The organism is Archangium lipolyticum (assembly GCF_024623785.1).
GTDB classification, from domain to species: domain Bacteria; phylum Myxococcota; class Myxococcia; order Myxococcales; family Myxococcaceae; genus Archangium; species Archangium lipolyticum.
Map to the genome: position 1 here is coordinate 389,268 of NZ_JANKBZ010000002.1, position 22,043 is coordinate 411,310.

General features: G+C 68.0%; 16 protein-coding genes. 9 read left to right on the forward strand and 7 right to left on the reverse strand.

Translation table 11 applies throughout. From position 1 onward, the window contains the following. Positions 1–103: 103 nt before the first annotated feature. Entirely contained in the window at positions 104–1,003 is a 900-nt protein-coding gene (locus NR810_RS05265; RefSeq protein ID WP_257448542.1) for a TIGR02266 family protein, read from the reverse strand. Positions 1,004–1,019: 16 nt separating this feature from the next. Next, positions 1,020–1,391, reverse strand: coding sequence for a response regulator (locus tag NR810_RS05270; RefSeq protein ID WP_257448544.1), 372 nt, complete (start codon positions 1,389–1,391; stop codon positions 1,020–1,022). Between the two features lie 142 nt (positions 1,392–1,533). Between NR810_RS05270 and NR810_RS05275 the strand changes: the two genes are divergently transcribed. Continuing rightward, positions 1,534–2,919 carry a M20/M25/M40 family metallo-hydrolase gene (locus NR810_RS05275; RefSeq protein WP_257448546.1) on the forward strand — a complete coding sequence of 462 codons (1,386 nt, stop codon included), beginning with the start codon at positions 1,534–1,536 and terminating at the stop codon, positions 2,917–2,919. A gap of 21 nt (positions 2,920–2,940) precedes the next feature. Here the strand turns inward: NR810_RS05275 and NR810_RS05280 are convergent, their stop codons facing one another. Then, positions 2,941–4,380, reverse strand: coding sequence for an MFS transporter (locus tag NR810_RS05280; RefSeq protein ID WP_257448548.1), 1,440 nt, complete (start codon positions 4,378–4,380; stop codon positions 2,941–2,943). 280 nt (positions 4,381–4,660) lie between these two features. Between NR810_RS05280 and NR810_RS05285 the strand changes: the two genes are divergently transcribed. The 3 genes from NR810_RS05285 (at position 4,661) to NR810_RS05295 (ending at position 10,859) form a co-directional block, all read left to right on the forward strand. Beyond that, positions 4,661–9,073: a trifunctional serine/threonine-protein kinase/ATP-binding protein/sensor histidine kinase gene (locus NR810_RS05285; protein ID WP_257448550.1), complete on the forward strand. Its 4,413-nt coding sequence runs from the start codon at positions 4,661–4,663 to the stop codon at positions 9,071–9,073. A gap of 98 nt (positions 9,074–9,171) precedes the next feature. Then, complete coding sequence (locus NR810_RS05290) at positions 9,172–10,185, forward strand: alpha/beta fold hydrolase (protein ID WP_257448552.1); 1,014 nt, start codon at positions 9,172–9,174, stop codon at positions 10,183–10,185. Then, entirely contained in the window at positions 10,182–10,859 is a 678-nt protein-coding gene (locus NR810_RS05295; RefSeq protein WP_257448554.1) for a hypothetical protein, read from the forward strand. The genes NR810_RS05290 and NR810_RS05295 overlap by 4 nt, the downstream gene beginning before the upstream one ends. Positions 10,860–10,869: 10 nt before the next feature. Here the strand turns inward: NR810_RS05295 and NR810_RS05300 are convergent, their stop codons facing one another. Next, complete coding sequence (locus tag NR810_RS05300) at positions 10,870–11,322, reverse strand: DUF697 domain-containing protein (RefSeq protein WP_257448556.1); 453 nt, start codon at positions 11,320–11,322, stop codon at positions 10,870–10,872. Positions 11,323–11,502: 180 nt separating this feature from the next. Between NR810_RS05300 and NR810_RS05305 the strand changes: the two genes are divergently transcribed. The 3 genes from NR810_RS05305 to NR810_RS05315 all read left to right on the forward strand — a co-directional run bounded on the left by NR810_RS05305 (position 11,503) and on the right by NR810_RS05315 (position 15,730). After that, the gene (locus NR810_RS05305; protein ID WP_257448558.1) at positions 11,503–11,739 is read left to right on the forward strand and encodes a hypothetical protein; all 237 of its coding nucleotides are present in this window, start codon (positions 11,503–11,505) and stop codon (positions 11,737–11,739) included. 401 nt (positions 11,740–12,140) lie between these two features. Next, entirely contained in the window at positions 12,141–14,393 is a 2,253-nt protein-coding gene (locus tag NR810_RS05310) for a hypothetical protein (protein WP_257448561.1), read from the forward strand. Next, complete coding sequence (locus NR810_RS05315; RefSeq protein ID WP_257448563.1) at positions 14,390–15,730, forward strand: hypothetical protein; 1,341 nt, start codon at positions 14,390–14,392, stop codon at positions 15,728–15,730. Before NR810_RS05310 ends, NR810_RS05315 begins: the two co-directional genes overlap by 4 nt. Before the next feature lie 88 nt (positions 15,731–15,818). On the opposite strand, the gene NR810_RS05320 is transcribed toward NR810_RS05315, so the two are convergent. The 3 genes from NR810_RS05320 to NR810_RS05330 all read right to left on the reverse strand — a co-directional run bounded on the left by NR810_RS05320 (position 15,819) and on the right by NR810_RS05330 (position 20,182). Next, complete coding sequence (locus NR810_RS05320) at positions 15,819–16,796, reverse strand: DUF2381 family protein (RefSeq protein WP_326522486.1); 978 nt, start codon at positions 16,794–16,796, stop codon at positions 15,819–15,821. 40 nt (positions 16,797–16,836) lie between these two features. Continuing rightward, positions 16,837–18,888, reverse strand: a complete 2,052-nt coding sequence (locus tag NR810_RS05325; protein ID WP_306817948.1) for a serine/threonine protein kinase — start codon at positions 18,886–18,888, stop codon at positions 16,837–16,839. A gap of 94 nt (positions 18,889–18,982) precedes the next feature. Then, positions 18,983–20,182: a small ribosomal subunit Rsm22 family protein gene (locus tag NR810_RS05330; protein ID WP_257448567.1), complete on the reverse strand. Its 1,200-nt coding sequence runs from the start codon at positions 20,180–20,182 to the stop codon at positions 18,983–18,985. 63 nt (positions 20,183–20,245) lie between these two features. On the opposite strand from NR810_RS05330, the gene NR810_RS05335 reads away from it, so the two are divergent. Further along, complete coding sequence (locus NR810_RS05335; protein WP_257448569.1) at positions 20,246–21,241, forward strand: ABC transporter ATP-binding protein; 996 nt, start codon at positions 20,246–20,248, stop codon at positions 21,239–21,241. Beyond that, complete coding sequence (locus NR810_RS05340) at positions 21,238–22,041, forward strand: ABC transporter permease (RefSeq protein WP_257448571.1); 804 nt, start codon at positions 21,238–21,240, stop codon at positions 22,039–22,041. The genes NR810_RS05335 and NR810_RS05340 overlap by 4 nt, the downstream gene beginning before the upstream one ends. The last annotated feature ends 2 nt before the right edge of the window (positions 22,042–22,043 follow it).

The following is a 22,043-nucleotide window of genomic DNA, read 5'->3' on the forward strand; positions in this document are numbered from 1 at the left end:
AGTACGCACATGCGCTTCGCCAACGTGACGAATCCGGACGAACTGGAGCTGAAGGCGGTCGTGGTGGTGGCCGCCACCTGGTTCTTGCTGACCGCGGTGTTCCTCAGCCGGATGATGTAGTGGCCGGGACACGGCTGTTGCGCAGGAACTCGTCCACGAAGGACCGCTCCTCCGGGCGGAGATCCGCCAGGCCGAGCCCATACCCGCGCGGCTGCTTGCCGTCATCCAGCGTGTACTCCCAGATGACGGAGCTGCGCAGCTTGATTTGACGCTGCTGCTGCTCGAAGTCGAGCACCAGGTCCACGCGCGTTCCCAGCTTCAACGGATTGTCCGTGGGCAGGAACATGCCACCGGCCTGGATGTTGATGATGCGGTGGTCGGTGAACATGCCCACGTTGCGCGCGGTCACCTTGATGGCGATCTGGAGCCTGTCGTTGCGCACCTGCATCCCGACGAACTCCTCGGCCGAGTAGCTGTAGGCCGGGGCCTGCTGGGCCGCGCGCGACATCTGGGCCGTGGCCCCCCGTGCTCCGGGCTGCGGGGCGGGACGCGCGGGAGCACTGGCCTCCGCTTCGCGCATGCGGCGCGCGAGCAGCTCGTACACCTCGGCGGCGGCCTTGCGCAGCTCGGGGTGGGTGTCGGGCGAGTGGTGCTCCGGTGAGAAGCGCTTCGCCACCCGGAAGAAGGCGCCGCGCAGCTCCTCCAGGGGCGCGGTCGGCTGCACGCCGAAGAGCTGGTGCGCGGGCATGTTCTGCATCTGGCGCAGCTGCTGCCGCAGCCGCTCGGCCTGCTGCAGCTCGTTGGCCGGTTGGGCCTTGGCCGCGTTCGCGCTCAGCAGATCCTTCACCTCGTTGAGCTGCTCGATGGGCAGCCACGAGGTGCCATCACGCGAGGCGCGGGTGACGGCCTTGAGCCGCCCCGAGCCGATGAGCTCACGCAGCGCCTGGAGCGTCAGGGGCCCCAGCACGCGACCAATGGAGTCTCCAATCCAGTAGTTCGACACGTGCACTCCTCGGGAATCAGTGGGCCAGGGCCTTGCGGACGGCGAGGGCGATCTCCAACGGGTGGAAGGGCTTGCCCACGAAGCCTACCGCCCCGGCGGACATGGCCTGCTCCACCACCGGCTCCGCGTCCATGCTGCTGATGATGAGCACCCGCGTGTCCGGAGAGGAGTCCTTCATGGCCGCGAGGACCTCCAGCCCGCTGCGCCGGGGCATGAAGAGGTCCAGCAGCATCACCGCGGGGCGCTCGCGCGCGGCCACTTCCAGACCTTCCTGACCATCCGAGGCCTCGAGCAGTCTCACCTCGAGACCACTCTCCTGGATGGCATCCTTGAGGAGGCTGCGGACGAACCGATCGTCGTCGACGAGTAGAAGGGTGGGGGTGGACATGCGCATGAATGATAAGCCAGCTGGCTCTTGAATGCCCGTGGAGTCGGGAAACACGTGCAACGATGAACGCGCGGTGAAAGATGATGGACTGAAAGTCGACGCACCGCGTGAATCCGCCTGTTTTTGGAGTAAGTGAGAAAGCATGTCCACCGACCAGGCTCTCGCCCATTTCGAAGCGCGGAAGAACAGCTATCTCGAAGATTTGAAGGAACTCGTCCGCATTCCCAGTGTGTCTTTCGATGGGTTCGATCCGGCCCACGTGCGCCAGAGCGCGGAAGCCACAGCGCGGCTGTTGAAGTCGCGTGGCTTCGAAAACGTGCGGCTGCTGGAGATAGAGGGCGCGCACCCCTATGTGTACGGCGAAATCCTGAAAGCGCCCGGCAAGCCCACGCTGCTGCTGTATGCGCACCATGACGTACAGCCGGCGGGGGACGAGGCGGCGTGGAAGAGCCCGCCGTTCGAGCCGCAGGTGCGGGACGGGCGCCTGTACGGCCGCGGTTCGGCGGACGACAAGGCGGGCATCGTGGTGCACACGTCGGCGGTGGACGCGTGGCTGAAGGGCACGGGGAGTCTGCCGCTGAACGTGAAGGTCGTCATCGAGGGCGAGGAAGAGGTGGGAAGTGAGCACCTCGGCACGTTCCTCAAGAAGCACTCGGCGCTGCTGAAGGCGGACGCCATCGTGCTGACGGACACGACCAACTTCGACACGGGGCTGCCCTCCATCACCACGGCGCTGCGCGGGCTGGTGACGGTGGACGTGGAGGTGCGCGCGCTCAAGCAGGCGGTGCACTCGGGCATGTGGGGCGGACCGGTGCCGGACCCCGTGATGGCGCTGTGCCGGATGCTCGCCACGCTGACGAACGCGGACGGCTCCATCGCCATCGAGGGCATCTACGACAAGGTGCGCCCGCTGAGCGAGGCCGAGCGCAAGAGCATCCAGTCGCTGCCGGGTGACGCGGCGTACTTCAAGCAGCAGGTGGGCATGGTGCCGAAGGCCGAGCTGCTGGGGGGGCGCCACCCGTGGGAGATGAACTGGCGGCAGCCGGCGCTGGCCATCAACGCCATCCAGGCCAGCAGCCGCAAGGACGCGCGCAACATCATCTGCGACGTGGCGTGGGCCCGCGTGGGCATCCGCGTCGTCCCCGACATGGACGCCCAGGAGGTACAGCGGCGGCTGGTGGAGCACCTGGAGAAGGTGGTGCCCTGGGGACTGGAGCTTCACATCAAGCAGGACCCGCCCGCGGGCCCGTGGTTCACGGATATTTCGCATCCCGCCTTCCAGGCGGCCTTCCGGGCGCTGCGCAAGGGCTACGGGACGGAGCCGGTGGCGATTGGATGCGGTGCGTCGATTCCCTTCGTGGAGCCGTTCGCCCGGGAGCTGGGCGGGGTGCCCGCGCTGCTCATCGGCGTGGAGGACCCGTACACCAACGCGCACTCGGAGAACGAGAGCCTTCACCTGGGTGACTACGAGAAGGCGGTGCGCAGTGCCATCCACTTGTACGAGGAGCTGGCCAGGGAGCTGAAGTAGCGCCGCCGCGTCGACGGCCCGTCATCCCACCCGGCGCCCACCGATGCTGGCGCCGGCGTCGGGGGACAGCCGCCGGTAGAGCGGGCCGGCCAGCATGGACACCACGCCCACGGCGATGAAGGGCAGCATGAAGCGCTCGGGCGTCAGGTGCGCCTCCTCACCTCCGCGCGCCAGATGCAGCATCAGACCGCCGAAGCTGATGCCCATGCTCACGCTCATCTGTTGGATCACCACCGCCAGGGTGGAGGCGTTGCTGACGGAGGACGGGGGGATGTCCGCGTAGGCCACGGTGTTGAGGGCGGTGAACTGCAGGGACCGCACGAAACCACTCACTCCCAGGACGAGGATGATGAAGGGGATGGGCGTCGCGGCGCGGAAGAAGGCCGGGACGGCCGTCAGCGCGGCGGTGAGGAGGTTGGAGGCGATGAGGATGGAGCGGAAGCCGTACCGCCGCAGCAGCGTGGGCGCCACGGGCTTGCACGCCAGGGCCCCCGCGCTGGTGAAGAGGGTCACCAGCCCCGTCTCGAACGGACCCCAACCCAGCCCGACCTGGAACAGCAGCGTCAACAGGAAGGGTGTCGCGCCCAGCCCCAGGCGGAGCAGGACGCCGCCCGTCAGGCTCGCGCGATAGGTGTCGATGCTCGCCAGGCGCAGGTCGAGCACCGGCCGCTCGCTCCCACGCGCGTGCGCGACGTAGGCCACCAGCGCTCCGGCCGCGATGGCCACGAGCGCGAGCTGCACGGGGACTGGAACGAGGCCGACGCCCACCAGCTCGGCCGCCCCGATGGTGGCGGTGATGGCGAGGGCCGCGAGGGCGAAGCCCTTGCCGTCGAACCGGCCTGGATCCGGTTGATGCAGGGGCGGAACGAACCGCGCCACCGCGAGCATGCCGAGCACACCCACCGGCACGTTGATGAAGAAGATCCACGGCCAGTCCGCGACGCCCAGGATGAGGCCGGCCAGCGGGGGCCCGACGAGCGGGCCGACGAGCGCTGGCATGGTGAACCAGCTCATCGCGGAGACGAGCTTGTCACGAGGCGCCGAGCTCACCACGATGAGCCGGCCCACCGGCACCATCAACGCTCCACCCAGTCCCTGGAGCGTCCGGAAGAGGACCAGCTGGGCCAGGGACCGCGAGAAGCCGCACAGCACCGAGCTCACCAGGAAGACGGCCATGGCGCTCATGAACACGCGCCGGGGCCCGTACTTGTCGGCGATCCACCCGCTCGCCGGGGAGAGCACCGCCAGCGCCAGGATGTAGGAAGTCAGCGCGAGCTTCAGGTGGACGGGATCCGCGCCGAACGTGCGCGCCAGGGCTGGCAGGGCGGTGGACAGCGCCGTGGAGTCGATGAACTCCATGAACAGCGCGCTGGCCACGGCGATGGAGGCCAGCCGGGTGCTACGAGCCGATCCGGTGGGCTCCTGCGCGGACGGGTTCGCGGGAAGGGGAGAGGCGGACACGTCCTCTGCTATGCACCCGCTGGGCGAGGGCTGCCACGGGGTTGGCGCCGGGCGGGCGCCAGCGGTGTACCTGCGGTGATGGCCGCTGATAGTTGGACTCGAAAGTCTGGAGACCTCACCGTGCAGGGCCTTGGCGGGCCGGTTGCCGCTGTCGTTTTGTGGTCAGAGGAACTCCATGGAAGGAAGGGGACAGGGGATTGGCCTCTGGCGCGATTGAGGCGGGGAGATGGCATGCTCTCTATTGAACCGAATCGCTTTCGCCTCCCGCTGTTCCATTTCCATGCAAGACCACCCCGGCACTCCCCTCCGTTTTCAACTCTCCCAGCGTCTCTACGGACGGGATACGCACATCGCCACGCTGCTACAGGGCTTCGGGCGGGTCGCCCAGGGACGCCGGTCGGAGTTGATCCTGGTTCGTGGATACTCCGGCATCGGGAAGTCCTCGGTGGTGTACGAGCTGCGCGCGCCCGTGGTGCGGCGGGGCGGATTCTTCCTGAGCGGGAAGTCCGATCAGTTCCAGCGGGACATCCCCTACGCCACCCTGGCGCAGGCCATCGACGGGCTGACGCAGCAACTCCTGGCGGGCCCGGGTGAGGAGCTCGCCCGGTGGCGTGAGCGGCTGGGCGAGGCCTGGGGAGAGCTGGGCCAGGTCCTCGTGGACGTGGTGCCGCATCTGGAGCTCGTGGTGGGCCGGCAGCCGGCGGTCCCGGAGTTGCCCGCCAATGAGTCGAAGCACCGCTTCCATCGGGTGTGCCAGAAGTTCCTCGGCGTGTTCGCCACGCCCGAGCACCCGCTCGTCGTGTTCCTGGATGACCTGCAGTGGGCCGATCTGGCCAGCCTCGAGCTCCTCCGGCACCTGCTCGTCCACCCCGAGACGCCGCCGCTGCTGCTGATCGGCGCCTACCGTGACAACGAGGTGAGCCCCTCCCACCCGCTGGCGTTGCTCCTGACGGACCTCCGCGTGGCGGGCGTGCGGATGACGGATCTCCGGCTCGAGCCGCTGAGCCGCGAGCACATCCAGCAGCTCGTGGCGGATTCGCTGCCGGGAGCGGGGGAGAGCACGGTCGGGCCCCTCTCGGCCCTGGTCCACGAGAAGACCGGCGGCAACCCGTTCTTCCTCACCCAGTTCCTGTTGACGTTGCACCATGACGGCCTGCTGACCCGGACGCCCGAGGGCGGATGGCGGTGGGATGCCGCGGGCGTCCGGGCGAAGGACTACTCCGACAACGTCGTCGACTTCATGGTGAGCCGGCTGCGCCAGTTGCCCATGCGCACGCAGCACCTGCTGCAACTGGCCGCCTGCGTGGGCAACGTCTTCCCTCGCCAGCTGCTGGTCATCATCTCCGGCGCGGAGCCGAGCGAGGTGGAGGCGGGCCTCGAGGAGGCGCTCCGGGAGGGCATGCTGGTGCGCGCCGGTTCGGAGCAGTGCCGGTTCCTCCACGACCGCATCCAGCAGGCGGCCCACGAGCTCATCCCCGCGCAGGAGCGCAAGGCCGTCCACCTGCGCATCGGCCGCCTGATGCTGGCGAGCCTGTCTCCGGAGGAGGTGCGCGAGAAGATCTTCGATGTGGTGGGGCAGCTCAACGAGGGGGCGGAGCTGATCGCCGACGCGCGGGAGCGCCACCGCGTCGCAGGGTTGAACGCGGAGGCGGGCTGGAAGGCCCGGGCCTCGACGGCGTTCCGCTCGGCCGCGGACTTCTTCGCGTTGGCCTTCACGTTCATTCCAGGCGACCCCTGGGAGACGGACCCGGAGCTGGCGTTCAAGCTCCAGCTGGACCGGGCTCACAGTGAGTTCATGAGCGGCAACGCCGCCGAGGCCCGCCGCCTGGTGAAGGCGCTCCGGCTCCGGGCCAGGGCCCGTTCGGAGCTGGCGGCGGTCTACCGCCTGGAGAGTGAGCTCCTCCTGGCGGCCAACGAAATCGAGGGCGCCGTCACCTGCCTGCTGGATGGCCTGGCGCAGATGGGCATGCCGATGTCGCCCCATCCCTCCTGGGAAGAGGTGGTGACCGCCAACGAGGAGGCGTGGGCCCTGCTGGGCGAGCGCCCCATCGAGAGCCTCATCGAGCTGCCCCTCATGACCAACCCGGACACGAAGGCGTTGATGGACGTGCTCTCCTCGCTGTTCACGCCGGCCATCACCACCGACCAGAACCTGCTCGTCCTCCACCTGTGCCGGATGCTCTCGCTGAGCCTGCGGTACGGCAACACCGAGGCATCCGTCCACGGGTTCGGCTGGTACGGCTTGATGCTGGGGTCCATCTTCAAGCGTTACCGGGAAGGCCATGCCTTCAGTGTGCTCGCGTATGAGCTGGTCGAGCGCCACGGTTTCACCTCCGCGCGGGGGAGGGCGCTCTACAGCCTGGAGATGACCAGCTGCTGGGTCCAGCCCCTCTCCGTCGCGCTGGAGCACGTCCGCGACGCCTTCCACCACGCGCTGAGGGCTGGGGACTTCCAGATCGCCTGCTATTGCAGCAACCACATCGTCACGAACCGCCTCACCCTGGGGCACCCCCTGGAGGAGGTCTACCAGGAGTCCGTCGCGCGTCTCGACTTCGCGCGTCAGGCGGGCTACCCGGCGGTGGAGGACGTCATCCACCACGTCCAGCGCTACGTGCAGCAGTTGCGAGGGCTGTCCCGCTCGTTCGACACGATGAGCGGCGACGACTTCGACCAGGAGGCCTTCGAGGCCAGGCTGACCCCCCAGCACATGAGCATCATGCGGTGCTGGTACTGGATCATCAAGATGCAGTCGCGCTTCATGTGCGGCGCCTACGCGCAGGTGCTGGAGGTGGGGGAGCGGGCCGCCGAGCTCATCGGCACCTCACTGGGCCACATCCAGCTGATGAGCTTCTACCTCTATCGCGCGCTGGCGCTGGCGGCCTGTTACCGGGCGGCGGCGCCGGAGGAGCAACGGCGGTACCTCGAGCTCATGCGGGAGTACCAGGGGAAACTGGCGGAGTGGGCGGGCTATTGCCCCGAGAACTTCCGCGCCCCCGAGCGGATGGTCTCCGCGGAGCTCTTCCGTGTCACCGGCCACATGGAGGAGGCGCTCCGGGCCTACGAGGAGGCCATCCACTCCGCCCGCGTGCACGGCTTCATCCAGAACGTCGGCCTCGCCAACGAGCTGGCGGCGCGGTTCTGGCGCGAGCACCAGGTCCCGACCCTCTCGGACACCTACGCCCGGCATGCCCGGGAGGCCTATCTGAAGTGGGGCGCGCTGGGGAAGGTCCGGCACCTGGATGATCAGTGGCCCCATCTGGTCCCCCTCACGGCCCTTCAGGCTCCCCTCTCCGACGCGGGGGCGGGCCAGCAGGTCGACGCGCTCGCCGTGGTGCGGGTGCAGCAGGCCATCTCCGGTGAGTTGGACCTCGAAAAGCTGGCGGCGACGCTGGTGCGCGTGGCCGCCGAGCACGCGGGGGCCCAACAGGGCGCCTTGCTGCTCGTGGACGATGACAAACTCACGGTGGCGGCGCTCTCGGGGCTTGGTGAGGAGGACCTGCCAGGGAGCCTTCTCTCCTACGTCAAGCGCACCGGGGAACACGTGCTCGTCGCCGACGCCTCCCTGCCGCACCCCTTCGTGTCCGACGCCTGCTTCGAGCGCGGCCGGGTCCGGTCGGTGCTGTGCCTGCCGCTGGTGCGCCAGGATGTGCTCCAGGGAGTGCTGTACCTGGGAAACACGCTCGCTCCGCACGCGTTCACCCCGGCACGCCTCGCGTTGCTGGGACAACTGGCCTCACAAGCCGCCATCTCCCTCGGGAACGCGCGGCGGCACGCCGAGCTCCAGCGCGCCGAGGCCGCCCTGCGCCACGTCAACGAGGAGCTCGCGCAGCGCCTGGAGGAGCGTGCGTGGGAGCTCCGGCAGGCCCAGGCCCGGCTGATGGACGCGACGCGCGAGGCGGGCCTGAGCGAGGTGGCCGCCAACGTGCTCCACAACGTGGGCAACGTCCTCACCAGTGCCGTCCTGAACACGCACATGCTGCGCGAGAAGGTGGACGTCTCCCGCATGGTCCGGCTCAAGCAGCTCACGGTCATGCTCCAGGAGCATCAGGAGGACCTGGCGGGCTTCCTGACGAAGGATTCCCGAGGCACCCAGTTGATGAGCTACCTCTTCGGCCTGGCCGATGAGTTGCTGCGCGAGCACGCGTCGATGAAGGAGAGCGTGGGGAAGTTGAAGGAGCACATCGAGCACATGCGCGCCATCCTCCACGTCCAGCAGGCCTATGGACGGCATACGCTCCTGCCCGAGGAGTGCGAGCTCTCCCAGCTGGTCGAGGATGCCCTGAGCATCCAACTGCCGGCGCTCCAGCGCTACGGCATCACGGTCACCCGGGAGCTCCACGTGCTGCCCAAGGCGCGGCTGGACAAGCACCGGGTGCTGCAAATCCTCATCAACCTCATCACGAATGCCCGCAACGCCATGAACGGGCAGCCCGAGCCGAAGCGGCACCTGCACGTGCGGCTCGACGCGGAGGGGCGCACGGCGCGCATCCAGGTGGTGGACAGCGGGAAGGGGATCGCCACGGAGCACCGCGAGCGGCTGTTCTCGCAAGGCTTCACCACCCGCGCGGACGGGCAGGGCCTGGGGCTCTATTCGAGCGCGCTGGCGGCGAAGTCGTTGGGAGGGCGGCTCACCCTGGAGAGCGAGGGGCCGGACAAGGGCGCCACGGCCACGCTGGAGCTGCCGCTCGCGTAGACCCTACGCGCGCCAAGGGGTGACACCTGTCTTCGCGCCGGGTGTTCCATTCGCGCGGCGCGAGGATGCTCATCCATTCGGCCGCCAGGGAGGAGCCGATGGCTGGACGTATGCGTGTCCTGTGCCGGGTGTTGACGCTGGGGTTGTGTGTTTCAGTGGCCGCGTCGGTGGGCTGTCTCGATGCCTCGGAGCCGGGCAATCTGGTGCCCGCGACAGTGGTGGAGGACCCTTCGCTGCCGCGGGCGCGTTGGAATGGTGCCTCCTTCCACATCGAGGAGCTCGGGCCCGAGGGAGCCCCCGTGCTCATCTTCCTGCACGGCGGCCCGGGCGACGACTACCAGTACCTGTTGCCGCTCGCGGACCGGCATGACGGGGTGAGTCTCGCGGACGAGCATCGGCTGGTCTTCTGGGATCAGCGGAGCGCGGGTTTATCGGAGCGCTTCTCGGCTCCCGAGGCGCTCAGCCTGGAGAACCACCTGCGCGACCTGGAGCAGCTGGTGGAGCGCGTCGCTGGCGAGCGCCAGGTGGTGCTCGTGGGTCACTCGTGGGGAGGCCAGTACGCCGCGCTGTATATGAGTGCGCATCCCGAGCGGGTGGCGGGGGTGGTGCTGCTCGAACCGGGAGAATTCAGCACGGAGCTGGGGAAGCTGGTGCCGGGCTTCGCCCCGGACCTGACCGCCGAGTGGGTCAACGACTGGGCGTGGGCGCGTCAGTTGTTGGCGACGGATGACCATGCTCGCGCCGACTTCGCGCTCACGGTGGGCCTGCTCGCGGAGAACTCCCAGCCGGGCCGCAATGACAGGCCGGTGCCCTCCTGGCGCACGGGGGTTGCGTCGAAGGTGCACGTCTACCTGGCGCAGCTCTCGGAGCGGAGCTTCGACTTCACCGCGAACCTGGACCGGGTCCAGCCGGAGGTGCTGTTCATCGTGGGCGGAGCCACCGAGGACCTTGGTGCCGCGTTCCAGGAGAAGCAGCGTGTCCTCTTCCGGCGCTCGCGTCTGGAGGTCATTCCGGACGCCGGTCACAACGACATCGTCTACTGGCGGGCCGCGGAGTCCGTGGCGCTCATCCGGGACTACCTGCGCACGCTGGACCTGGAGGGGGCCCGATGAGAGCCGTCTCTCTCTTGCTGGGGCTCCTGGCCGGGGTGGTGCTGTTTCCGCAGCGGGCGGTGGCGGACGTGGCTTCCAGGCCCACCGAGGGCCATCCCAACGCCCTGTATCTGGACCTCGGGGTGGATGGTGCGCCCGTGACGGGGCGGCTGGGCTATGCGCGAGCGCTGGGGACAGGGTTCGTGGCTCCCACGTGGGTGTTCGCCGACGCGGCCATCCCGTTGTTGCGGCCGGACTTCGGTGACTTCGCGCTGCGCTCGGGCGCGCGAGTGCATCTCCTGCGCTCGGGCCGGTTCGAGCTGCCCGTGCAGGCGGCGGTCCTGCTGCGAGGTACGCGAAACGTCTCCTTCTCGGCGAGGGGATGGGGTACCGAGCTCGGGGTACAACCGGGCTGGTACGCAGAGCGCTGGCTGTTGGCCGCGGAGCTCTCGTGGGACCAGCAGTGGCTCACCTACCTGGAGCCCACGGCCGAGCACCGGAGCCGCATCTACGCCGATGCGCGCTCTGGCTGGTACGGAGGCTCCGCCGTCACCCTTCGCGCGGGCGCGCGAGTGGGATTGCTCTCGTCAGAGCGGTTCGAGCTGTTGCTCCGAGCGGGTTACGAGTGGCACGGCCGCTATGACGCGATGCTGCCGCCGCTCTACGCCCTGGTGAGCGCGAACGTGCGTTTCTGACGGCCGGGCCCTACTTCTTCGCCGTGCTGCTGATGATGTGGGCCACGGCGTTCTTGACCCAGTCCTTGATGGACGCGGTCTCGAAGGCGGTGGCCTGGCGCTGGGGGTACTTCTTCTCGAAGTAGTTCACGGCGGCCACGCCCATGGCGAAGGCGGTGCCACCGCTGGCGGCGCCCTTGAGGAGCCAGCCGGCGACGGGAATCCACCCCACCGTCTCGCCCACCACGGCGGTGGCGGCCTTGCGCGCGACGATGCCCGCGCCCAGCGTGGGAATGAGCCCGAGCGCCTCGCCCAGGGAGAGCTTCTCTCCGTAGATGCCGGCCACGTGGTAGATCATGTAGGCCTCGATGGCCGACGTGACCGCCGTGTGCGCGCCGGGAACGGGAATGGGAATGGCCGCGGCACCCGCCGCGCGGAGTGCGCTCTCCTCGACCCACGCGCGCGCCGCCTTGTCTGCGTTCATTGGTATCCCCCCTGGGGTGGTGTGGTGGGAGAGTACGTTACAGGAAGTGCCCGCTCCTTTGCTCGTGCACCGGGCGAGCCAACCGCTGGAGTCGGATGTGACCGCGAATTGACCCGGCTGGAACAGGGCCTTTGCACGGGTGGAGGAGCATGCGTGTTGACTCCTCGAAAGGAGCCGCACATGAACGTCGCGTCCCTGGTGAACCCCCCCCGTCCCGATGCTCCCTCTCCTGGCGCCTTGAAGCTGCTGCGGGTCGAGGCCAGCGTGCTCGCCCAGGCCTTCCTCGGCTCGGCCCGTGAGAGCGTGCTCGCCTTCCGCTTCATGCGGAGCCTGCTGCTCCACGGAGGGGCCACCGTGCCTCCCGCCCCCAGCGGGCCTGCCAAGAGAGGCGCTTCGGGGACCCGGGCCCTCGCGTAGACCCTCATCCCGTTCTTCACGAGAAGCACCTGGGCCGCATCGAGCCTCTTGCGCGGTAAGCAGGTTGTAGTCGGCCCTGGGCCCTCAGCGCGACACGCGTACCAGCGTCGTCATGTGGCTCTTGAGATCGAGGGGCTCGAGAGCGGCCGGCGGATGGAAGCGCATCGCCCGAGGATGACCTTCCAGCCGTTCCGGGCCGCCGCCTCCTCACGGATGAGCTCCGCCTCCTTGGCCGCATCCACGCGCTCGCCGTCCTTGAGCACAACCGCCCGAAGATCGCTCGTGATCGGACGACCCGGTAGGAAGGCAGGGCTCTCCTCGTAGGATGGGGTCTTGTCTGAGTGGGCAGGTACTGCTTGATTGAGCGCCACCGCCTGGGGCGCTTCGAGAGGGCGTGCACGATGAGGACTTACCCGTGGGCCGTGCTGCTGCACAGGTGGGCCGCGCTGCTGGGGGCTGTGCTGCTCTTCACCGGCTGCGTCACGCTGGCGCCGCGACAGGCCGGCAGCACCGCGGAGGGACCCCTCTCCCTCTCCACGTTGCGAGAGGCGGGGACCATTACGCCCCCGCTCGAGGCGCCCTTTCCTCTTGCTTCCACGGCGAGCTCGGGCGAGGCGTCCGCGTACGAGGTGGCCCGCGCGGGGCCTGCTTCCCAGAATCCGCCCTCGTGCGGAGGGCTGCCCCCGGGGTGGCCCGACTTCTCCTCCAGTGACAGGGAGGCACTGCTCGCCCCCTTCCTCAGTTGCACCTCGCCCGGGGAAGTTCTCGCCCTGCAGGAGCGGGTGGACATGCCCAGGCTGGTGGACGCTTTGGACGACTGGCGTGCCGTGCGACTCGGTGCCCTGGGCCCACCGCGCGAGGACGTTGCCCTCCTGCTCAATAAAAAGCGCACCTCATTGCTCCTCAATGCTCCCGAGGCCTATGGGCGCCTCAACGCGCAGGTGCTCTCCGTCTTCATTGTCGACTCGGCCTACGACAATGACTTGAGGGAGATCCTCTTCCTGCTGGCCCAGGACAATCGGCTGGCGGAAACCCTCGCGCTGCTGCCCGCGTTCCAGGTGGCGTTGGAGAAGCGGGGGTTGAAACCCACGGCCCGTGTGGACCGGGACTCCGAGCTCGGAGACGTGGGCCGGGGCCTGGTCCGAGCTGGAAGGGACGTGCTCTCCAGCTCTCCAATGAGCTCGGACGGAGGGGACTTCGCATTCCTCCCTATACGAGGCCAACTGCCGCCGGAGTACCAGGAGGCCCTCGCCACGGCCGAGAAGGAGTTGGTGCGGGATGCCTCGGCGGACACCCTGGCGCTGAGTGTGTTTGACCACCTCACCTTTGGCGTGCCGCTGGGTGGCTACGGCTTTGTCACCACCACCCTCCATGGCGGGCGGTCGCTCTGGCAGGGAGAGTTGGAGAAGGGCACGCGCGAGGTAGCACCAGCGCTGGTGGTGGCCCTCGTCGCGGGTGGCAAGGGCCCGCGCTACCTCTCCAAGGGGAAAGGCGCTGCGGGTGTGCGCCTGCACCTCCTCACCGGGCTCGAGGCCGCGGAAGCGCGGCTGCGGGCCCTGACGGAGACGGCGCGGCAGCTCCGAGGGGTGATGAGCCTGGAGGGCCTGCGCGACCTGGTGCGCTACCTCCAGGCGAGCCGGGAGGCAGGCCGTTTCGTCTCCGTGGGTGGGGGGGACGCCGCGCTGGCGCTCTACGAGGCCCGGGGAGATGTGGCCAAGGCGCGGCCGCTCATGTCCAAGGCCAGGCCTGGGGCCACGGGCTCCCCGCCCGTGAAGGGTGGCGTGGGCGTCGGCGCTGGGGAAGCCGTCGGCGCGGCGGACGACGCCGCGCGTCCCTCTGTCAAGAAGGCCGGTGTCACGGAGCGCCATGGCACCCTGGACTCGTTGGTGGATGAGGGGGTTGGCCACACGCGGCAGGTGGTGGAGGCAAAGCTGGCGGCGGCGGAACACGAGGCCACGGGCCCGCGCCTGCCCAAGGACGTGAGGGTACTGGAGCAGCACCGCCCCATCCTCGACGCCCCGCCGCCGGAGGCCCGGGGCAACCCGCGCTGGCGCGAGTACGTCGACTACTACAAGAAGCGCTTCATCGAGGTGGAGGAGGGCACGGCCGTCGAAGGCCCCCTGAAATGGGCGGGCTACGAGCGGCTGCGCGGCTGGTTTGCCCGGGGCATGGCCTTTGAGCGTGACATGGTGAAGGTGTTGAAGGCTGACGCGGAGAAGCCGCGGGCTGAGCGCCGCTTCCTCGGGGACTTCGACAAGCCCCGCATTGAAACGCAGGTGGGCGTGAGGAAGCCGGGCCCCGGCCTTCGTTACGCGGATGTGCTCGTTATCGAGGAGGGTGGGCTCGGCGGGCAGCCACGGCGCGTGGAGACGTTCAGCTTCAAGAGCCGAAATCTCGCACTATTAGAGGAAGAGGCATTGAAGGCGCAGATGAAGGCGGACGCGAGGGAAGCTCTGCGGAACTACGGCGAGACGCTGGATATCCGCCGAGGCTCCCTCCAGTCCCTGCTCCCAGGGGGCGGCGAAGTGCAGGTTCCAAGGGTTCGTCTCATTTACGAGGGAGGCGACCTCAAGCCCAAGAATGTAGACGTATTGAAGGCAGCCGTGAACGAAACCAAGGCAGTGGTTCCGGGAGTCGAGGTGGTGTTTCAATGAAACGGCTGAGCGTGCACGACTTGAAGCCGGAGGATCGCCTCCGGCTCACTTTCGACGGTGGCTTCGACCAGCGGGCCGCATTGGAAAGAGAGCTGGGGCCCTTTCTCCAGGCACTTGAGCAGCACGCCGACGGGTGGATGCCGGACATCGTCAACGGCAAGCGTCAACGGAAATATTCTCGCGCTTCCTTTTGGAAGGCCCTGGAGGAGCGGCGCGACGAGAACACCACGGGTCTCGGGCTCTATCGTACGACGTGGCCCGCGTTGGACATGTCGCTCAGTCTCTGGTTTCCGCCGCTACCTCCCAAACTGGGAATCTTCATCAACGTCAAGCCCCTCTCTTTCTTCGCGGAAGCGGAGCGTTGTCACCGCTTCGTGGAGATGGTGCGCGCCTGGGCCTCTCGCTACCCGGTCACTCATGCAAAGGCTCACAGCGCCGATGATACGGAACTGGCGGGCTCTCCCAATTTTGGCCGCGATGACGAGACTGAGTACAGAGACGGGTTCGACAAGGTTTACGAGGTCTTCTGGCTCAACGTCTTCGGCTCCAAGCTGGTGGAAACGGTCGGCCGCGAGCGCATGCTGTCCACGCCGGCTCACCGGGTGGAGGAACTGCCCAACGGCTCCGTCCTCCTGGTGACGTGGCCCACGGTGGCGGATTTCGCCAGCAAGGAGGCACGGCTCGCGCAGGCTCGCGCCCACGTCCACCTCCGGCCAGACCTTGACTTCGACACCGTGCTGCGAACCTTGCATGAGCGCAGTGCCACGCTCGCCCCCGTGGAGCCCCGCTTCCACCCTGACCTGGCGCCGCTCCTCTCGCGCGTGGTGGACCGCGCCGCCAGCCATGAGCGCCAGCACCGAATCGCCGAACTCAACATGTGGCGCCCGCCCGATCCGGAGGAGTGGCTCCCTGCCGACTCCGCCCTCTCCCCGGACGTGGAAAATCTAGAGCGTGCTCTGCGGCAGTACAGCCTCTACGCCGAGCACCTCGTGGCGCTACTGCACTCGGAGGTGCCCTCGGTTCTCAAGGCGACGCCCGAGTCACTCACGGATGCCGACTTCTACTTCTGGCGGGAGGAGTTCCCGAAGAGTCGCCTTCGGGAGGCCATCGACGGGCACGCGGTGCCCGCCATTGGTGCGTACCTGGGTGAAGTGCTGGTGCGCAACCTGGGCGGCAGGTGGATTCCGCGCCAGAAACTCGAGGAGGCACAGGTGCTGGTTGGCAACCGCATCTGGTTTCCGTTTGTCCGGGCCCGCCATTACATGCGCTCGCGACAGACGCTGTTGGACTACTCCCTCACCCAGCTCTTCCACGTGGCCGAGAGGAACAGGGGCTGATAACGGAAGCGAGTCCCCGGGTGGGGAGGTGCGGTGCCTCGTGCCCATGGGGGAGGTTGGGTCTTCCTTTTTCCGCAGGGTGTGGCGGCTACTCGGGTGTCGAGCCCTGCTTCGCAGCCGCCGGGAACGTGATGTTCCCGATTGTGACGGTGCGTGGTCCTTGTGTCTCCCATAGCTTGAGGGTGCAGGGGCAGCTGAGTTGCCCCGGGTCTCTCTGGGCACCCACTACGATGGCACCAAGGGTTTCGGGAGGGATGGCTGTCTCTTGCCACACGGATAGCTCCACCTCCTCGCCCTTCGAGTCCTTCAATACTGCTCCCGCTGCTGTCCAGGGCTCGGCGCCAGGGTTTAGGAACTCAAGCCTTGCTGCCAGGCTTCCCGGGTGGCTGTAACTCCTGATTCCACGTGCTGATAGGGCGTTGTTGGGGTGGTGCTCTACCTGTTTCCACATGTCTTTTGATTGCACGGCGTTTGTGCGTTCCAGCCATACTGTGCCCATGAGTCCGCCTGGCTCTTTGCGCTCGAGCAAAAGCCGCGCCTTTTCTTCCTGGCACTGGTTCGCTCTGACCTGCGCCTCGGCTGCCTCCTTCTTGAGCGCGTCCGCAGCACGAGGGTGGCGGAACACCTCCACGCGTCGTGCTCCTCGTGCTGCATGCCCCACCAGCCAGAAACTTGTTCTCTCCGGGGCTGCGCCATCATTGAAACGCACGGTCAGCTTGACGCGCTCCGCGGGTAGGAAACCTCGTTTCGGATAGACGGTCACGAAGTCATCGCCTTGCGCGACGCTCACGGAGCGACTGACTGACTCCACCGCCACCGCCCCTGGTGTCAACGGAGAATCGAATACGAACGTCACAGGCTCCTCTGGGGTGGCACATACGCTGGGTGCCTCGTTGGAGCCGGTCGTCAAGTCAACGCGGGAGGTGGCGGAGCATTCGGGGGGGCGGGGCGGATCGGCGGTTTCTACGGTGCCTGCCTGGAGGGCCAAGACCAGGAGGGCGCCGGATGTCGGCGGGAGCACGGGAATCAATCTCCAGGATACAAGCGGTACCGAGGCCAGCTGCACCCGTGTGAATGCCGGGTGCGGTGGCGTGCGGTAGACGGTGTTATTGGAAACGATTCGTTTGACTCAGTTGCAGGATGGACGTTCCCTTGATGTTGCCCGGCCTGCTCTCTTCGTCAGGGCAGTCACCCACGCCTACAGGGCAATCGTCCGTCGGTGCGTCTCGATAGATCTGAATGCAAACCGGATGGATCTGCCGGTCTGGTGTCTGTGCTTGGGTGAAGCGGCCGAAGAAACGATTCTCCCCAAACACCAGCGTCCCGATCAGCAGGGTGCCGCGTGGTAGTTTGTCCCAACCCATATCCAACTCCAGAGTCATGGGGCCCTCGTGGAGGGTAGGCCTTTCCTGCGGCTCTCCCTTGTAGCCTGGCACAAGGCCATATCCCCGACTGCTAATACCAAACCGGGTGTGCGTCTCGCGCCAGCCAGCGGGGCATTCGACGGGCGCTGGCTCGGGGCGCACCTGGGGACCCGCGCATCCGGTGAGAATGGTGGTGCAGACACCGGCCGCCGTGCAGACCCGTTTGGCAATGGGGATGCATTTCGACGTTTTGCCCCGCGACTGGGACGTGGGCTTCTCTTCGGGCTTCAAGCGGGATTCTTTCTGACGAAGCATGGTGGGGGAGGGCGCGGGGGGTTGGGCCCTGTCGGGCGCCGCGCTTGATATAGCTTCGGCAGGGTTGCCCGATCGCGCCACTTCGCGGACAAAAGCAGCCTGAGTCGTCACCTCACCCTGAGTGGATGTGTAAGGTTGGAGTGCGGCCCTCTTCTCTTCGGGCGGGGGCTTGGGCGGGCGCATGGAGCCCACCGCGATCGCCACCACCGCGAGCCCCACCATCAGCGCGATCCCCAGGGGAAGGGCGTCCGCACCGCTCATCCAGCGGCGCCCGCCCCGGGCCCTCCCTGGCTCGGCTTCGTCAGCCATTGCCCCCACGGCGGGGCTTTCCGCGTGTCGTGAGGCGGCTGCCTCTGTCTCGTGAGCGGCCGGTGTGTCCACCGCCAGGGTGGGTACCTCAACAAGGGCGGGCGGCTCGTCCGGCGGCGCTGCCGCTGGTTCCTCCTGCACTGGTGGCTCCTCCACTGGCCTCCAGCCGCGCCGGGGCCTGTGGGCCATCCACCGCTGTCCCTCCCTCGGTTTCTTCTGGTGGGGTTCTCCGCCCTTGCCCGAATTGCTCTCCGTCGTCGCGTCGTGGGGCGGCGGAGGTTCCATCAGCGGCACGTCCCAGCTCGCGTCCCCCTCGGCCGCGGCCAGCACCGCTTCCAGTGCCTCGCACAACTCGTCGTCATCCTTGAAGCGTGCCCTCGCGTCCTTCTCCAGCATGCGCATGCACAGCCGGCTCGCCGCCTCGGGCACTCGCGGGTTCGTGACGTGGGGCTCCCTGGGCGTGTTCAGCAGGATCCGGTCATGCAGCCCCATCACCATCCGGCCGCCGAAGGGCACCTCATCCGTCAGCAGCCAGTACAGGAGCACCCCCATCGCCCACAACTCGTCGGACAGCGTGTAGGTGTAGATGTTTTCTTCTGTCTCGCCCCTCAGGAACTTGATCATCTCGGGGCTGCGATACTCGGGGGTCCCGGGCGGCACCAGGCCCGGCGTCGTCTCCGTGGGAATTCCCTTCATGGCCCCGAAACCGAAGTCGATCACCACCGGCTCGCCGTCGTCGGCGCGGATCATGATGTTCGTTTCCTTCAGGTCCCGGTGCAGCACCTCGCGCCGATGCACCTCCCTCATGGCTCGCGCGACCTTCAAGTACGTGTTCATCCCCACCCGGGCCGTGGGGTTGAAGCGCTGCGCCCACCGGTCCATCGTCAGCCCGGGGACGTAGTCCATGACGATGTACGGATAGCCCAGGTCCGGGTCCGGCCACCGCTCGCACGCGCGAAAGCCCACCACGTTCGGTAGCTGGAGCCGGAGCATCAGCGTGATTTCCCGCCGGTTCCAGCCCGTCAGCTCCAGGTCCGCCAGGAACTTGATGGCGAAGGAGCGCTCGCCCCGCTCGGCCTTGTACACATGGCCCGAGCCGCCCTCTCCCAGCTTCTGGGTGATGATGTAGTCGCCGACCCGGGCGCCAATTCTTGGAAGGTGGATGATCAGGCCGCGAGCCTCCTCGGGTTCGCGGCTACCCTAGCAGAACGTGACTTATGCGGTAGTGCCGTCCCGGGTCATGGACGGGGTTGAGTCCCAGGGCTCAGGTACCCTCACCCTTGCCCTCTCCCGGAGGGAGAGGGGGAGGGGGCGCGGGAGGCGGGATTCCCTTGCCCGCGTAGGCCACCACCTTCACCTCCGACGTGTCGTCCAGCGCCAGCCCGTCCCCCTTCGCCTCCGTGTTCGTCACCGCGATGACGTCTCCCCGGTTCAGCTTCAGGAAGCGCTCGTTCTTCTCCGTCCGGTGCTTCTCCTGCATCGCCAGCCCCAGCCGGCCCTCCGGCCCGCAGCCGATGTAGCGCTGCCTCCCCTTGCCCTCCAGCGACTCGGACACGATGCGGAACAGCCGCTCCGGTCTCGGCTCCGGCCAGCCCTCCCCCTTGGGCGCCAGCATCAGGTAGCTCATCTTCAGCGACTCCTTGTGCAGCCCCGCCGCCTTCGCGATCTCCTCCACCACCCTCGGCATCGGCCACTGGCGCTCCGCATGGCACCAGTCGCTCTCCTTCACCAGCGCCGGGCACGCTCCCCGGTACATGCACGGCGCCCGGATGGCGTACCCCTTCTCCACCATCGCATCCCGCACCTTCAGCAGCAGCCTCGACGTCTCACGCAGCGCCGGCTCCAGCACCAGCAGGCTCCCGCCCGGCTTCACCTGCGCCAGCACCTGCTCCAGCAGCGCCGCCCTCGGCTTCACCGACTCGTCCCCCGCGCCGTACAGCTCGTTGAGGACGTGGCCCATGGTGATCAGGTCGTACTTGCCCTCCGGCGGGGCCGCCTTGCGCGTCGGGTCCCACTCCCGGGTCGCCAGGGCCTCGCCCGCCTCCGCGGCGAGCGCCCGGGCGAGCGCCAACGCCGGCTTGCTCCGGTCCGCCGCCGTCACCTCCGCCGCCCCGGCGTCCAGTGCCGCGAAGGCCATCGGCCCCGGTCCGCTCCCCAGGTCCAGCACCGCCCGTGGCCGGTTGGGCAGCTCCCCCAGGGCCTCCCGGGCCTGGGCATAGGAGACGGGCCAGTAGAAGAGCAGGTAGGCGCCCAGGAGCTTCGGGTCGTCCATGTACCGGGCCCCCGCGAGCTTCCGGTCGCGCGTCAGGCCGAGTGATAACTGCTTCACACCCGCGCCGACCTCCTTCACCTCCTGGGGCGTCAGCCGCGTCTCCGGCCCCTCCCCCCGCTTGCGCGCCTCGCGCCACACGGCGATCAGCCGCGGTATCCACCGCTCGAGGTCCTTGCCGTACGCGCCACTCATCCGACCCTGCCTTCCACAACGAGGGGTCGCCTCTTTGGGGCAACCGCGTTAAACCCTGTCCGAATGATTTCCGTCCGAGACCTGCGCAAGCACTACCAGGTCCACAAGCGCCCGCCCGGCCTCATGGCCGCCTTCCGATCCGTCCTCCACCGTACCTACACCAACGTGAAGGCGGTGGATGGCATCTCTTTCGAGATAAAGCCCGGAGAGCGCGTGGGCTTCCTCGGCCCCAACGGGGCGGGGAAGACCACCACCCTCAAGGTGCTGTCGGGACTGCTCCACCCCTCGGGGGGTGAGGTGCTCGTGGATGGCCACGTTCCCCGCCACCGGGAGGACGCGTTCCTCAAGAAGATCATGCTGGTGATGGGGCAGAAACAGCAGCTCCTCTGGGACCTGCCGCCCTCCGAGACGTTCGAGCTCAACCGCGCCATCTACGATGTCCCGCGCGCCCAGTTCAAGCAGACCCTGGACGAGCTGGTGACGCTGCTGGAGCTCGAGGAGCTCATCGGCAAGCCGGCGCGGCAGTTGTCGCTGGGCGAGCGGATGAAGTGCGAGCTGGCGGCGGCGCTCATCCACCGTCCGAGGGTGCTCTTCCTGGACGAGCCCACCATCGGCCTGGACGTGTCCATGCAGGCCACCATGCGGGCGTTCATCAAGTCCTATAACGAGCGGCACGGGGCCACGCTCATCCTCACCAGCCACTACATGGACGACGTGGCGGCGCTGTGCCCGCGCGTCATCGTCATCGACAAGGGCCAGCTGTCGTACGACGGAGGCCTGGACGCGCTGGTGCAGCGGGTGCGGCCCGAGAAGCGGGTGGTGCTGCGCCTGAACCAGCCGGTGGACGCGGCGAGCCTCGCCCCGCTGGGCAAGGTGGTGACGCACGACAGCGCCACCGCGGTGCTCCAGGTGCCGCAGGATGCCGTCAACGCCACCGTCAGCCGGGCGCTCTCCAACCTGCCGGTGCAGGACCTGACGGTGGAGAACGCGCCGCTGGAAGAGGTCATGAGCGAGCTGTTCGCCGAGAGCAAGGCGCGGCGGGGGTCGGTGAGCGCATGAGCGTGCGGAGCACACTGCGGGCCTTCCCCACGCTGCTGCGCGTGGGGGTCTCCGAGGCGGTGGCCTACCGGGCGGAGATGTTCATCTGGGTGCTGTCCACCACCATGCCGTTCATCATGATGGCGCTGTGGACGGCGGTGGCGCGCACCGCCCCGGTGGGGCGTTATGGCGGAGACGACTTCGTCCGCTACTTCCTGGCCGCCTTCGTGGTGCGGCAGATGACGGGGGCCTGGGCCGCCTGGCAGATCAACTACGAGGTGCGCCAGGGCACGCTGGCCATGCGCCTGCTGCGCCCCATCTCCCCGCTGTGGAGCTACGCGGCGGAGAACCTCGGCTCCTTCCCCATGCGGCTGTTCGTGGTGGTCCCCGTGGCGGCCTTCTCCGTCTACAAGCTGGGCTGGGGCTCGGTGCCCCAGACGGCCTGGGGCTGGGTCTTCTTCTTCCTGTCGCTCTTCGGGGGGTGGCTCATCACCTTCCTGGCCAACGTGGCCATCGGGACGATGAGCCTCTTCATGGAGAGCAGCACCAAGCTGATGGACGTGTGGATCGCCCTCTTCTTCGTGTGCTCCGGCTACCTGTACCCGGTGGAGCTCTTCCCGCCCGCGTTCCGGGCGGCGCTCGACTGGCTGCCCTTCCGCTATCAGATCGGCCTGCCGGTGGAGCTGATGACGAACGCGCACGACTTCCGGACGGCGCTGGTGCTGCTGGGACGCCAGTGGCTGTGGGTGGCGCTGATGCTGGCCATGTCGCTCGGCTTGTGGAAGCAGGGGCTGAAGCGCTTCTCGGCGTTTGGAGGGTAGGG